Source organism: Desulfurobacterium thermolithotrophum DSM 11699, assembly GCF_000191045.1.
GTDB lineage: Bacteria > Aquificota > Aquificia > Desulfurobacteriales > Desulfurobacteriaceae > Desulfurobacterium > Desulfurobacterium thermolithotrophum.
Window position 1 is genome coordinate 449,756 of the sequence record NC_015185.1, and the last position, 14,011, is coordinate 463,766.

Genomic DNA, 14,011 nt, shown 5'->3' on the forward strand with positions numbered 1-14,011 from the left:
AAGTAATGAGTGAAAAGCAGACGGAGGAGAGAAATGGAAACTAAAAAGGTGACTTTTAAAATAAGACGTTTCAATCCAAAGAAAGATGAAAAACCTTACTACGAAGATTACACAATAGATGTTCCAAAAGGAATGACAATACTTGAGGCTCTTCAGTATATAAAGGATAACATTGATCCGACTTTGTCATTTAGAGCATTTTGCAGGAGTGCAATTTGTGGCTCCTGTTCTGTAAAAATAAATGGATATCCAAAGCTTGCCTGTAAAACACAGGTTTTTAATGAATTAGAAATCTACAATACCGATACTCTTATCATTGAACCTTTGGATAATATGGAAGTCATAAGAGATTTAATAGTTAATTGGGACAGCGCTTTTGAAAGAATGGAGAAGATGAATCCTTATCTCATTCCTGATCCTGAAGTTGTTCCAGAAACACTTGATGAGGAAAGTAAAGTATATCCGCGGGAGCTTAAAAAGTTTGATAAGTTCACAGACTGTATACTATGTACAAGTTGCTATTCTATGTGTGGAATAGTAAGAATAAACAGTAATTACGGAGGACCTTTCCCCTTTGCGAGAGTTTATAGATTTGCAGTTGACCCAAGAGATTCTCTTAAGAAAGAAAGAGCAAAGGTTGGTTATGCTTTTGACATGTGGAATTGTGTAAGATGTAATAAATGTGCAGATGTTTGTCCAAAACACATAGCTCCGGTTGATGGAATTTTAAAGTTGAGAGGGCTTTCTATTGAAGTAGGCCTCAAAGACAATCCTGGAGCAAGACACGTGATGGCATTTTATAAGTCACTTCTTGATTCTGGAATGCTTAACGAGGTATTGCTACCTTTAAGAGCTAAAGGATTAAAAGGAGTAATTGAGAATTTGTCTCTTGGTATCAAGTTAATTCTCAAGGGAAGAGCTCATTCACCGTTTATGAAACCTATCAAGGAGCACGAAACACTCCTTAAAGTGATGAAAGTAGCCATGGAGGTTGAGTGATGGGAAAGTATGCTTTTTATCCTGGATGTGCAGCAAAGGGTGCTTCAAAAGAGCTTTATGAGTCAACTGTAGCTGTTTCAGATAGATTGGGTCTTGACATGGTCGAACTTCCTGAATTTAGTTGCTGTGGTGCAGGAGTTCTTGAAGAAGTAAAGGACGTTCTTGAAATAGCTGTAAATGCAAGAAACCTTGCTTATGCAGAAAAAGCAGGAAGAGATATTGTTACCGTTTGTAGTACATGTCTTTTAGTTTTAAGAAAAGTAAAACATCTTCTTGATAACGATGATGATTTAAAGAAAGAGATAAATGAAATTTTAGGAGAAGCAGGACTCGAGTATAAAGGAAATGTAGATGTTAAGCACTTTCATTGGGTTCTTTTAGAAGAGTTTGGAGAAGAAGGTTTAAGAGAGAAAGTTACTAATCCTCTCTCTAATATAAAAGTTTATCCATACTATGGCTGTCATACTATAAGACCCAAAGATATAATTGGCTATGAAAACTCAGAAAATCCTCAATCTCTTGAAAAGATAATAAGAGCTCTTGGAGCAACTCCTGTAAGCGGTAAGAGAAGACTTGAATGTTGTGGTTTCCACGCTTTTTGGCCAGTTCCTGAACTCTCAATGAAATTAACAGGCTTAAATCTTAAAGATGCTAAGAGTATGGATGCAGACTGTATAGTAACTCCATGTCCTCTTTGTCACATGAATCTTGACGCAAACCAAGGTAGAGCTCTCAAAACACTAGGAGAAAATTTCCAAATGCCCGTTCTTCATCTACCTCAGCTTGTAGGACTTGCTCTTGGAATAGAACCAAAGAAATTGGGTATTCATAGAAACATTGTTCCTGTTAACTGTATTTAGGACTTTTCCTCCCGTTTGGGAGGATATATTTTTAAAAAATGGAAAAAATTGCAAATCTAAAAATTCGTATTACTGGTGTTGTTCAAGGCGTTGGCTTTCGTCCCTTCGTTTATAGACTTGCAACAGAACTTGGTCTAAAAGGTTACGTCTTAAACTCAGAATCTGGTGTTGTAATTGAAGTAGAAGGAGAAAAAGAAAAATTAGAAGAATTTCTTCTAAGACTTCAAGAAGAAAAACCTCCTATATCAAAGATATATAGTCTTGAATACAAGTTCCTTCCTAAAAAGCACTATTTATCCTTTGAAATTAGGAAAAGTGAAAAAAGTGGAAAAATTCAAGTTTCCGTCCTTCCAGACCTTGCTACTTGTGAAGATTGTTTAAGAGAGCTCTTTAATTTAAATGACCGTAGGTATAGATATCCATTCATAAACTGTACAAATTGTGGTCCTCGATTCACAATCATCGAAAGGCTCCCTTATGATCGACCAAATACTACAATGAAAGAATTTAAAATGTGTAATCTTTGCAAAAGAGAATACGAAGATCCTTCAAACAGGCGCTTTCATGCTCAGCCTAATGCCTGTCCGATTTGTGGTCCTTATGTTACTTTTGTTAATGAAAAAAAAGAAAAAATTGCTGAAAAAGAAGATGCCATAAGGTTAACTATTGAGTATTTAGAAAAAGGAAAAATAATAGCTTTAAAAGGTCTTGGAGGATTTCATCTTATCTGTGATGCTACAAACGAAAAAGCAGTAAAGGAACTTAGAAAAAGAAAACAAAGAGAGGAAAAACCTTTTGCTGTCATGTTTCCAGATTTTGAAACGACAAAAAAGTATGCTTATATATCTTCCTTAGAGAAAAGAGCCTTAAAGTCTGTAGAATCGCCAATTGTAATTTTAGAAAAGAAAGAAAATACAGATTTAGCCTATTCTATATCTCCTGAAAACAAAACTATTGGCGCGTTTCTTCCATATACTCCGCTTCACCATATAATTCTTAAAGACTTTGGAAAGCCTATAGTTGCTACAAGTGCTAATCTAACTGATGAACCAATAATAAAAGAAAACGAAGAAGCTATTAGTATCATAGGTAAAATAGCAGATGCTGCTTTAATTCATAACAGGCGTATTGCAAGACGATGCGATGATTCAGTTGTCCGAATAATGGCAGGAAGACAAATTCCAATAAGACGTTCAAGAGGTTTTGCGCCTCTTCCTGTTATTTTGCCATTTGAATTAAAAAGACCAGTTCTTGCTCTCGGTGTTCATATGAAAAATACAATAGCAGTTGCAAAAGGAAACAAAGTCTATATCTCTCAGCATATAGGAGACATAGATAACCCAAAAGCTGAACGTTTTTTTGAAGAAGTCATAAAAGATATGTTAAGTTTATTCGAGGTTGAACCTCAAGTTGTTGTTTGTGATCGCCATCCATTTTATTACTCTACAAAGTTTGGAGAGAAAAGATTTAAAGAAAAATTAGTAAAAGTTTATCATCACCATGCTCACATAATTTCTGTAATGGCTGAAAATGAAGTTCCTTTAAAAGAAAAAGTTATTGGTCTTGCCTTTGATGGAACAGGATACGGGAAAGACGGCACTATATGGGGGGGAGAATTCTTAATTGCAGAGTATACTAAGTTTGAAAGAGCTTTTCACTTAAAGACCTTTAAACTTCCAGGAGGAGACAAAGCAGTTAAGGAACCTTACAGAGTAGCAGTTTCTTTACTATTAGAAGCAGGAATAGATCCCGAAACCATTCTTAAAAAGGTAGAAAAAAGGAAAATAAGATTTATAAGACAAATGATAGAAAAGGAAATAAACACAGCTACTACATCAAGTATGGGAAGACTTTTTGATGGAGTGGCTGCTATTCTCGGAATAAGAAATGTTGTCTCTTACCATGCACAAGCAGCAATTCTTTTAGAACAGATTGCTTTAAATTCTCAAGAAAAAGAGTACTATCAATTTGATATTTTAAACAAGGAAATAGATTGGAAACCTGTAATTACACAAACCATTAAAGATTTAAAAAAAGGAGTATCTATTTCCTGTATTGCAAAAAAATTTCACAACACCATCGTTGAAATAGGATTACAAGTATCCTTATCTTTAAGAGAAAAATTTGGAATTAATATAGTAGCTTTCTCTGGTGGTGTTTTCCAAAATAAAATTTTAACAGAAAGTCTCACAAAGAGATTAGAAAAGGAAAACTTTAGAGTTCTTCTTCACCAGTTGGTCCCACCAAATGATGGAGGAATTTCCTTAGGACAAGCTGTTTACGGAGGTTTGTTTGAGAAAAATTATTAAGTTGGAAGGTATTCCTCTTACTGAAGGACATTCAGGTCTTTATCTTGATGTTGTAAATGGAATAGTTAAAAAGGGATATTACTATGCTCTTGTCCCAATTAGAGGTTTTGAAACCTTACTTTTAGATAAAGAAGCTGTTATTGCTCCTGTAATTACTTCAAGAGTTTGTGGGCTTTGTCAGATAACACATTCCATAGCTTCTGCAAGAGCTGTTGAATCTGCTGCTGGAATTGATGTTCCTTTGGAAGCAGAACTTCTTCGAGAAGTGTTAGGTCTTGCGGTAAGAATTTACAATAATCTTCTTCATCAAATAGTTATTTCTGAAGATATTTTTCCTAAGAGAGAAGAGAGATTTGCTTTTATACGGAAAGTTCAAAGAATTAGAAAATTTACAGGAGAAGTGCTTGAATCTATAGGAGGAGAAATCATTCATGCACCTAATATAAAAGTTGGAGGAATTTCTGAACCTTTAGAAGATTTTGTAAGGGAGAAAATTCTTGCATCTTGTCAGGAAGTTAAGCCACTTTTAAAGCAGGTTTTTGAGGAATTTAAGGAAAATATTGATAAATTTTGGCAAAAGGAAAATTTAGAAGAAGATTTTGGAAAACACGATTTACCGTTTTTTGCTACAGATAAGTTCTATGGAAAGTCAATAGATAAAAGTAAGATAGAATTTAAATATCCTCAAGAATTGTTTCACACATCTCTTAAAAGAGAAATTACCAATATTTTTCCATATGTTGATGGAAAAATAGTTGAAACAGGTCCAAGAGCTAGAAAAGTTCTTTTTGATAACTATAAACCTATTGGAGGAGTTAAAGAGCTCCACATTTTACGAGCATTAGAATCAGTAGAAGCAATAGAACGAATTGAAGAAATTCTTTCCAGTCGTTCATTTGAAGTAGAAATGTGGAACAGAACATTTCCTACCTCAGATGGAGAAATACCTGGAGTTGGAGTTCATGAGGCACCAAGAGGAACAAATATTCATATTGTCAAATTGGACAAAAGAGGAAGAATAGTATATTATAAGATTATAGTACCTACAGAGTTTAATTTTATGGTAATTTCAAAAGCTTTAGAAGGAATACCTGTATCTAAGGTTGAAATAGTAGTTAGAGCTTACGATCCATGTACGGTTTGTGCTGCGCACTAAAGACTTATAGAGGTAAAGATGTTCTTCTTTGGCGATAACTTTGATTTTGATAGTTCCGATATAAAAATCAAAATTGGTTTTTTTCACTTTTCAAGCTGCTCAGGATGTCAAGTAGCTTTTTTAGATATGTTTGAAGATCTTGTAGAAATTCTTGATACAGTAGAACTTGCTTATTCTAGTTGGTTAACAAAAAAAAGAGAGATTCCAAAACTTCATATTGCCTTTGTTGAGGGAGCTCTCTGTATAGAAGATAAAAGACACTTAAATTTAGCAAAAGAACTTGCTGAAAAAGCAAACATAATAGTTACTGTTGGTGGATGTGCTTCATTTGGAGGTGTAAGAAGGTTAAGTATTGGCAACCAAGCACCACAACCATCTCATCAGTCTTTTATTCCTCTAACAGAAGTTGAACTCTTAAGACCAAAAATTAAATATGCTATTCCTGGTTGTCCTCCAAATCCTTCTTTACTTTATAACTTTATGATAGCTTTGCTAGAAGTTAATGATGATTTTCTTCAACCTTTTGAGTTTATGGCAAATTCTAAAGATGCTTCAGGCTACGACATAGTTAAAGAAATAATTAACAAAGGGTTATGTACTGGATGTGGAACATGCGTTACTGCTTGTTCTTCTCAAGCTATGGGATTTAACTTTCAATATAATAAACCTACCTTTAATCCTGAGCTCTGTGTGCACTGTGGCTCGTGTCTAGCTGCGTGTCCACAGAGTTTTAAACCATATCCTCAACCAGTTTATAGTTAGAGGAGCATCATGATAAGGTTGGATAAGCAGTTTCTTTTTGGAAAATTCAAGGGTATTTTTGAAATTTACTGTAAAGAAGAAAATCCTCTTCATTTTGTTTTGAAAAAGATGTTAGAAAAAGAGCTGATAGATGGAATAATAGGTACAACTCAAGATGAAACTGGTATAAGACCTAAATTATTTGTAAATTCTGATAATCTAGAATTATCTTATATTTCTTTTAATGGAGGACAAATTTCTCTCCTAAAGAAAGCCATTCAAAAGTATCAACTAAAAAAGATTGCTGTTGTTGCTCCATCTTGTATCTTGGATGGTCTTAATAAGACTCAATACTACGGTATTGGATGCAACTGGGTTAAAACAGCCATTGCCTTAAAAATTGGAATTCTTTGTTTAGGAGTAGCTACAGAAGAAAGTTTAAAGTATGAAGTACTTGACATTGCTCAAAAAAAGAGTAAAGTTAGAAGAAGTTATGTAGCAGAAGAGGGATTTATTCTAGAAACAGTTGAAGGTACAAAGATAAAGGTTGATATGGAAACACACCATCATTACGTTAATAGTGCATGTAAATACTGTCTCAACCTTTCAGCCCGAGGTTCAGATATAACTTACGTTCCTCTCGAAGATAAAAGAAGAGCCATCTTCATAATTAGAAGTGAAAGAGGGTGGCGAACTCTTTCTATAGTTCAAAAAGCTTTTTCTCAAAAACTCCAATTCAAATTTCTTAATTATAATGATGTTAAATATCTTGAGAATTTGCTTAGAAAGAAAGTAATCTTAAATATAGATAACATACTTGAAAGAGTAGATATGGGACTTCCAGTACCAAAATGGAATAATAATAGGTTTAGAAGATTCTATAGAATATGGAATAGTATTAGTGAAATTAACATAGAAGAGGAGGTATTCTAAGTATGGTTTTACTTAGCGAAATCTCAAAAGGTGAGCTTATTAGAAAAGCAGAAATTCTCAAGGTTTTAGGTCATCCTGAAAGGTTAGCAATCCTTTTCCTAGTTTACGACAAAGAACTTTGTGTTAAAGAATTAATGAAGGAACTCCAAATTTCTCAACCAAAAGTTTCACAACATGTCGGTTTAATGAAAGAGTTAGGAATTTTATCTTTTCATAAAGAGGGGACAAAAGTTTTATATAAATTAGATAATCCAGAAGTAAGAGAAATTATTGATACTCTACTCAAATTTGTATAAACCAATTTCTTAGTTAGAGTTTGATTTTGTTAGAATTATTTATTCTTTAAAGGTTTAGTTAACACTAAATTAAAGGAGCGTAAATACTAAAAGAGGGGAGGGATGTTTTTTATATATACTTTATTTAATAATTATTAAGGAAAAGAAGAAAAACGATAAAAACGATAAAAACGATAAAGAAGATTTAAAGTAAAAAAATAAAATTTTTATGATACTCTTGACATTTTATAAAGTGAGAAGTAAAATCTTGACAAGGAAAAGACAACCCTATACAAGGAGGGCAAAATGGATAGAGGCATTTTTTTGGGGGGTATACCTGGAACCACCTCCCGTAGGGGATTCCTCAGAGCTTGTGCCATTGCAACAGCTGCCATGGGACTACCTATGGAAATGGTTTCAAAAGTGGCAGAAGCTGCTAAGGATCCTGAAAGACCACGTGTAATTTGGCTTCATTTTCAAGAATGTACAGGATGTACTATGAGTTTATTAGAAGCTTCTCATCCTGATATAGCTTCTCTCATCTTAGATCTCATTTCTCTTGACTATCAAGAAACTCTTATGGTAGCAGCTGGAGAACAAGCTGAGGAAAATCTTCACAAGGCTATTGAAGAAGGAAACTACATTCTTGTAGTCGAAGGAGGTATTCCTCTTAAAGATGATGGAGTTTATTGTAAAGTTGCAGGAAAAACTGCTGTTGAAAGTCTTAAGAAAGCTGCAGAAAAAGCAGTTGCAATAATAGCTATTGGTACTTGTTCTGCTTATGGAGGAATTCAAGCAGCTAAACCCAATCCAACCGGTGCTGTAGGTGTTCAGGATATCATTAAGGATAAGCCTATTATTAACGTTCCTGGTTGTCCTCCAAACCCACACAACTTCCTTTCAACAATTCTTTACTACCTAACATTTAAGAAACTTCCACCTACAGATAGATGGGGAAGACCTCTCTTTGCATATGGTAGAAAAATTCACGACCATTGTGAAAGAAGACCACACTTTGATGAAGGTAGATTTGTTGAACAGTTTGGAGATATTGGACATCAGCTTGGATATTGTCTTTATAAAGTTGGTTGTAAAGGTCCTGAAACCTACTCCAACTGTCCAGTTATCAGATTTAACGATGTAGAAGTATGGCCAGTATCCGTTGGTAACGGTTGCTATGGATGTACAGAACCAAACTTCTGGGATACAATGGCTCCATTCCACGATAGATTACCAAACATAAAAATACCTGGCGCAGGTATTCAAGCAAGTGCTACAGAATTTGGTAAAGCCGCTCTTGGTGTTACAGCAGCCGCAATAGCAATTCATGCCGGTATTGGTGTAGCAAAGAGACTTGCTACAGGTTCTAAATCAGAAGAGTAAAAAACCCACCGGGGAGGTTTAAAAGATGGCTAAAAGAGTAGTAATTGATCCTGTTACAAGAATTGAGGGTCACCTTAGAATAGAAGTTGTACCCGAAAATGGATATGTAAAAAATGCTTATTCTTCAGCTCAAATGTGGAGAGGATTAGAAGTAATCCTTCAAGGAAGAAATCCAGATGATGCTTGGATGTTTGTTCAAAGGATCTGTGGAGTTTGTACTACAGTCCACGCATTAGCTTCTGTTAGATCAGTAGAAAATGCTCTTCAACTTGAAATTCCTTACAACGCTCAAATGATAAGAAATATCATTATTGCCGCTCACGCACTTCACGACCACATTGTTCACTTTTATCATCTTTCAGCTCTTGACTGGGTAGATATAGTTTCAGCTCTTAAAGCAGATCCTCAAAAAGCAGCAAAAATTGCTGAAAGTTATCAAGATTGGAAGCTTAATGGTGCTTCTGTATTTAAAGCAGTTCAGGATAAACTAAGAAAATTTGTTGAAAGTGGTCAGCTTGGCCCTTTTGCTAATGGTTACTGGGGACACCCAGCAATGAAACTTTCACCAGAAGTTAACCTTATTGCTGTTACTCACTATCTACAAGCTCTTGATTATCAAAGAAAAGCTACTCAAGCAGTAGCTATTCTTGGTGGCAAGTTTCCTCACATCCAAAACCTTGCAGTTGGTGGTGTATCTACAGCTATTAACCTTGACAACGAAGCAACTCTTAACATGGAAAGACTTTACTACATTAAGCAACTTCTTGAAGAAGTTAGAGAATTTGTTCATAACTGCTATCTTCCTGATGTAATTGCTATTTCTGCTTTCTATAAAGAGTGGCTTAACTATGGTAGAGGAGTTGATAACTATCTTGCTGTTCCTGATCTTCCTCAAGATACGAAAGGTGAAGTGTTTGATCTTCCAGGTGGAACAATTATAGGAGGAAACCTATCAACAGTTAAGCCAATTAAGAGCTTTAACGACCCTTACTTTATTAACAATGTTGCAGAAAATATTACTCATTCCTGGTATAAAGGCGACTGGACTAGACATCCTTGGGAAGAAGATACAATTCCTGAATATACAGGTATGCCAGGTGGTTATGTTGATGGAAACGAAAAGTATTCTTGGTCTAAAGCTCCAAGATTTAGACATAACGGTAATTATATTCCAATGCAAGTTGGTCCACTTGCGCAAGTTCTTGTTGGATATGCCCAAGGACATAAACTCACTAAGAAGTACGTTGACCAAGCTCTTTCAATGCTTAGCAGCTTAGCAGGAACAAAAGCAGATATAAATGCTCTTCAATCTACACCAGGAAGACATATTGCAAGAGCTATAAGAGCTCAGATGTTATCCGATCTTGCTCTAAAACAGTGGGAGCAGTTAGTTGATAACGTAGGAAGAGGAGACTACGAAATTTTCAACCCACCATCTTATCCTGCTGGAGAAATTAAAGGTTGTGGATTCCACGAAGCGCCAAGAGGAACACTTTCTCACTGGTGCGTAATAGAAAATGGAAAACTTAAAAATTATCAAGCAGTAGTTCCTTCTACATGGAATGCATCTCCAAGAGATGGAAAAGGTCAAATGGGACCATACGAAGCATCTTTAATTGGTAATCCAATAGCTGAACCTGAAAAGCCACTTGAAGTTCTTAGAACAGTTCACTCATTTGACCCTTGTATTGCTTGTGCTGTTCACATGGTTGACACTGAAGGAGAAGAAATAGTTAAAGTTAAAGCTCTTTAAGGGGGGATATCCCCCTCCTTTAAAGCCTAAATAAGGAGGGCAAGATGGCTGTTTTTGAAAAGAAATATGTGTGGAGCATACTATTTAGACTCTTTCACTGGTCTTTTGCTCTATCAATTTTTGCATTAGTCGTTACGGGACTTTATATCAACTGGCCATGGACAAATACTTGGATGGAAAGTAGTCATCAGTTCACAATGGCATATATGAGATGGATTCACTTCTTAGCAGGTATGATCTTTATCTGCGCTGTTATCGCAAGAATATACCTTTGGTTCTTTGGTAATAAGTATGAAAAACTGTGGGATTTTCTTCCTATAACAGGAAGAAATATCAAAAATCTATTCTCTACACTTCTTTACTATGCCTATCTTACCGATCACCATGAGCATAGACTCGGGCACAACGCTCTTGCTGGAAGTTCCTATTTTCTAACAATAATCCTTTCAATTGTTCAGCTTATTACAGGGCTATACCTACTCTACCCAGAAAATAACCTATGGGTTTCTTTAGGATCAATTTTTGGAACACAGCAAGAAGCAAGATTTATTCACCATATTCTTAACTGGTACTTTGCTTGGTTTGCAATGGTTCACATTTACATTGTTATTTGGAACGATATTAAAAGTCCTGAAGGACTTATTTCTTCTATCTTCGACGGATTCAAGTTTGCTCACAAAGAATAAAATTTATAATTTTAATTTAAATGAAAGAATGAAAGGGGGAGATAATCTCCCCCTTTATTAATTTATAAGGAGGAAAGATCTGTGGAAAAAATTGGGATAATGGGAGTCGGAAATATTTTATTGCAAGATGAAGGTTTTGGAGTTAAAGCTCTTTATGTTATAAAATCAAAATATGAATTTCCCGAAAATGTAGTTTTAATAGATGGTGGAACTGCTGGTATTTTTTTATCGTCAGAAATTGATAGTTTGGATAAACTTCTCATTATAGATGTTGTAAAAGCGAAAGGTGAACCTGGAGAAATAAAAATTTATGAAAAAGAAGACTTCTTTATAGATAAATTGCCCTTAAAGCTTTCTCCACATCAACTTGGTCTTCAGGAAGTTTTACTCTTAAACGAAGTAAAGGGAAGTTGTCCTAAGGAAATTAAATTAATTGGAATAATTCCTAAATCTATAGAAGCCGGAACGACACTCACTCCTGAATTAGAAAAGAAAATACCTGAAGTTGAAAAATTAGTTATTGAAACATTAAAAAATTGGGGAATTGAACCAAAAGAAAAAGAAAAAAGTGAAAATCCAGATATTTGGTGGGAAAGGAAATGTAAGGAGGTTTAGATGTGTGTAGGTGTACCTATGAAAATTGTTGAAATAAATTATCCAATGGCTATCGCTGAAGCTAAGGGTGTAAAAAGAAACATTAGTCTTATGCTGCTACCAGAAGACAGAGTAAAAGTTGGAGATTATGTTATGGTTCATGTTGGAAATGCCATAGAGGTAATAGATGAAAAGGAAGCTAAAGAGATATGGGAAGCCCTTGATGAAGTAATGACAGCTCTTAATGAAGAGGAAGGATAGCTATGCACGAAACATCTATTGCCATAGGATTTCTTCAATCCCTTTCAGAACTGGCAGAAAAGGAAAATGCCAAGAAAATAACAAAAGTTAGAGTTAGAATTGGAAAACTTTCTGGTATTGTTATTGAGTCATTTCAATTTGCTTTTGATACTTTGAAAGAAGAATATGAAAAACTAAAAAGTGCTGAGCTACTTATAGAAGAGCTACCAGTTAAATATAAGTGTAACGACTGTGAAATGGAATTTGAAACAGATTCAGTCTATTTTCCAGAGTGTCCCAAGTGTGGCTCTATAAATCTTTCTTTGATTAGTGGTGAAGAATTAGAAGTTGTGGACGTAGAGATAGAGGTCTAAAATGAAGGTAAAGGAAATATTTAACAGTAATTTTGCCATCTACTATGAGAAAGTAATAAATAGACTTTCCAGTCCTATACAAATAGACAAATGGAGAAAGGTGCTTGTAAAAAAAGCGGTAGCAATTTGCCCAAATGCTTCTACCGCTATAGATTGTTGCTCAGGAGCAGGAAATGTCGGAAAGTTTTTCTTAAGAGAAAACCCTAAAGCAAAGTTGATAAACTGTGACATTAGTAAGCCTCTTTTGAAACTTGCGAAAGAAAATTTTTCAAACAAAGAAAACGTTTTTTATGTTTGTTCGGATAATAGATTTTTTCCAATAAAAGATAATAGCACAGATATTCTTTTTTCATCTTTTTGTGTAAGAAATTCTCCAGAACCTACTTTAACTATATCTGAAGCATATAGAGTAATAAGATCCGGAGGAGTATGGGCAATTTTAGACTTTTTTAGAATTGAAAAAGAAAGTAGTTTAACAAAAGCTAATAATTTCATATTTAAGTCATTTATGAACTTTACTAAACTAGTTGCTCCTTCTCATTCTGAGGCTATAGATTATCTTTTCGAATCTATCAAAAAATTCTATACTGTAACTGAATTTAAAAATATCCTTTTAGAATCTAATTTTGAAATAGCTGAAATCAAGGAATTTATGGGAGGAGTTGCTAACGTTTTAATAGCTATAAAAAAGGAGGTTTAAAATGTGTGATGTTTGCGGATGCGGAAGTCATGATCATTCCCATGAAGTTAGTACCATGAAAGTTTCAGATGATACAGGAAAAAAGACTATAGAAGTTAAGCAAAGCTTACTACAAGAAAACGAGAGAATTGCAGAGATTAATAGACAGCATTTTGATGAAAAAGGAATATTAGCAATAAATCTCATTAGTTCTCCAGGTTCAGGCAAGACAACCTTGCTTGAAAAGACAATTGAAGCTTTAAAGGACGAGTTTAATATAGGTGTTCTTGAAGGAGATATAGAAACAGAAAGAGATGCAGAAAGAGTAAGAGCCAAAGGAGCTGCAGCTATTCAGCTTACAACTGGTGGTGCTTGTCACCTTGAAGCTCCTCTCGTTCATAAAGGGTTTCACGCTCTTGAAAAACAGATGAATGGAGAAGTACCAGATATTCTCTTTATAGAAAATGTTGGAAATCTTGTTTGTCCATCTTCCTTTTACTTAGGAGAACATGTAAGAGTTGTTCTTGTTTCTGTACCAGAAGGACCTGATAAACCAGCCAAATATCCCAAAGCCTTTAAAACATCAAATGTCTTTATTATTACAAAAGCTGATCTTCTTCCTTACTTTGATTTTGATGTAGAGAAAGTAAAAAAAGAAGCTCTTTCTCTAAATCCAAATCTTAAAATTTTTGTTATTTCTTCTAAAACAGGAGAAGGACTTAACGAGTGGTTTGACTACTTGAGAGACATGGTTGAAAAAAAGAAAGGAATTAAAGTTTAAAACCAAGGGAGCCAATTGGCTCCCTTGACTTAAAATTCTGATGACAAGTTTTCCTTACCTTCATGTTCTTTCCCTACGAAGAAAAAATAACTTAGACTTCCTTTTTTCTGATTAGGCTCTCATTTTTATCTTTCCAATCACTATTTCAAACCTTCACCTCACTGATTGCCTTTTTCAACAACGTTATAAAAATCTTGGAACGGCAAGACTTTGGTTAGCCTTCCTTACATCTTCCTAAAAAAGATAAA

General features: G+C 34.7%; 15 protein-coding genes. All 15 read left to right on the forward strand.

Going from position 1 to position 14,011, the window contains the following annotated elements; all coding sequences use genetic code 11:
- The first annotated feature begins 33 nt into the window (after nt 1-33).
- A complete protein-coding gene (locus DESTER_RS02290) occupies nt 34-999 on the forward strand; it encodes a succinate dehydrogenase/fumarate reductase iron-sulfur subunit (RefSeq protein WP_013638058.1) in 966 nt (321 codons plus the stop codon).
- Nucleotides 999-1,859 carry a CoB--CoM heterodisulfide reductase iron-sulfur subunit B family protein gene (locus DESTER_RS02295; RefSeq protein WP_013638059.1) on the forward strand — a complete coding sequence of 287 codons (861 nt, stop codon included), beginning with the start codon at nt 999-1,001 and terminating at the stop codon, nt 1,857-1,859. The genes DESTER_RS02290 and DESTER_RS02295 overlap by 1 nt, the downstream gene beginning before the upstream one ends.
- A gap of 38 nt (nt 1,860-1,897) precedes the next feature.
- On the forward strand, nt 1,898-4,168 hold the full coding sequence (gene hypF, locus DESTER_RS02300; RefSeq protein WP_013638060.1) for a carbamoyltransferase HypF: 2,271 nt from the start codon (nt 1,898-1,900) through the stop codon (nt 4,166-4,168).
- Nucleotides 4,152-5,324, forward strand: coding sequence for a nickel-dependent hydrogenase large subunit (locus tag DESTER_RS02305; RefSeq protein ID WP_013638061.1), 1,173 nt, complete (start codon nt 4,152-4,154; stop codon nt 5,322-5,324). The genes hypF and DESTER_RS02305 overlap by 17 nt, the downstream gene beginning before the upstream one ends.
- Before the next feature lie 18 nt (nt 5,325-5,342).
- Nucleotides 5,343-6,086, forward strand: a complete 744-nt coding sequence (locus DESTER_RS02310) for an NADH-quinone oxidoreductase subunit B family protein (RefSeq protein ID WP_013638062.1) — start codon at nt 5,343-5,345, stop codon at nt 6,084-6,086.
- A gap of 9 nt (nt 6,087-6,095) precedes the next feature.
- The gene (locus tag DESTER_RS02315; protein ID WP_013638063.1) at nt 6,096-6,998 is read left to right on the forward strand and encodes a Coenzyme F420 hydrogenase/dehydrogenase, beta subunit C-terminal domain; all 903 of its coding nucleotides are present in this window, start codon (nt 6,096-6,098) and stop codon (nt 6,996-6,998) included.
- 2 nt (nt 6,999-7,000) lie between these two features.
- Nucleotides 7,001-7,294: an ArsR/SmtB family transcription factor gene (locus DESTER_RS02320; RefSeq protein ID WP_013638064.1), complete on the forward strand. Its 294-nt coding sequence runs from the start codon at nt 7,001-7,003 to the stop codon at nt 7,292-7,294.
- A gap of 285 nt (nt 7,295-7,579) precedes the next feature.
- Nucleotides 7,580-8,656, forward strand: coding sequence for a hydrogenase small subunit (locus DESTER_RS02325; protein WP_013638065.1), 1,077 nt, complete (start codon nt 7,580-7,582; stop codon nt 8,654-8,656).
- Nucleotides 8,657-8,681: 25 nt separating this feature from the next.
- Complete coding sequence (locus DESTER_RS02330; protein WP_013638066.1) at nt 8,682-10,409, forward strand: nickel-dependent hydrogenase large subunit; 1,728 nt, start codon at nt 8,682-8,684, stop codon at nt 10,407-10,409.
- A 44-nt stretch (nt 10,410-10,453) separates the two neighbouring features.
- A complete protein-coding gene (cybH, locus tag DESTER_RS02335; protein WP_013638067.1) occupies nt 10,454-11,095 on the forward strand; it encodes a Ni/Fe-hydrogenase, b-type cytochrome subunit in 642 nt (213 codons plus the stop codon).
- An 81-nt stretch (nt 11,096-11,176) separates the two neighbouring features.
- Entirely contained in the window at nt 11,177-11,710 is a 534-nt protein-coding gene (locus DESTER_RS02340) for a HyaD/HybD family hydrogenase maturation endopeptidase (protein ID WP_013638068.1), read from the forward strand.
- Nucleotides 11,711-11,950 carry a HypC/HybG/HupF family hydrogenase formation chaperone gene (locus DESTER_RS02345; protein ID WP_013638069.1) on the forward strand — a complete coding sequence of 80 codons (240 nt, stop codon included), beginning with the start codon at nt 11,711-11,713 and terminating at the stop codon, nt 11,948-11,950.
- 2 nt (nt 11,951-11,952) lie between these two features.
- Entirely contained in the window at nt 11,953-12,303 is a 351-nt protein-coding gene (hypA, locus tag DESTER_RS02350) for a hydrogenase maturation nickel metallochaperone HypA (protein ID WP_013638070.1), read from the forward strand.
- A gap of 1 nt (nt 12,304) precedes the next feature.
- A complete protein-coding gene (locus DESTER_RS02355) occupies nt 12,305-13,003 on the forward strand; it encodes a class I SAM-dependent methyltransferase (RefSeq protein WP_013638071.1) in 699 nt (232 codons plus the stop codon).
- 1 nt (nt 13,004) lies between these two features.
- Nucleotides 13,005-13,763, forward strand: a complete 759-nt coding sequence (hypB, locus tag DESTER_RS02360; protein ID WP_013638072.1) for a hydrogenase nickel incorporation protein HypB — start codon at nt 13,005-13,007, stop codon at nt 13,761-13,763.
- Nucleotides 13,764-14,011 lie beyond the last annotated feature (248 nt).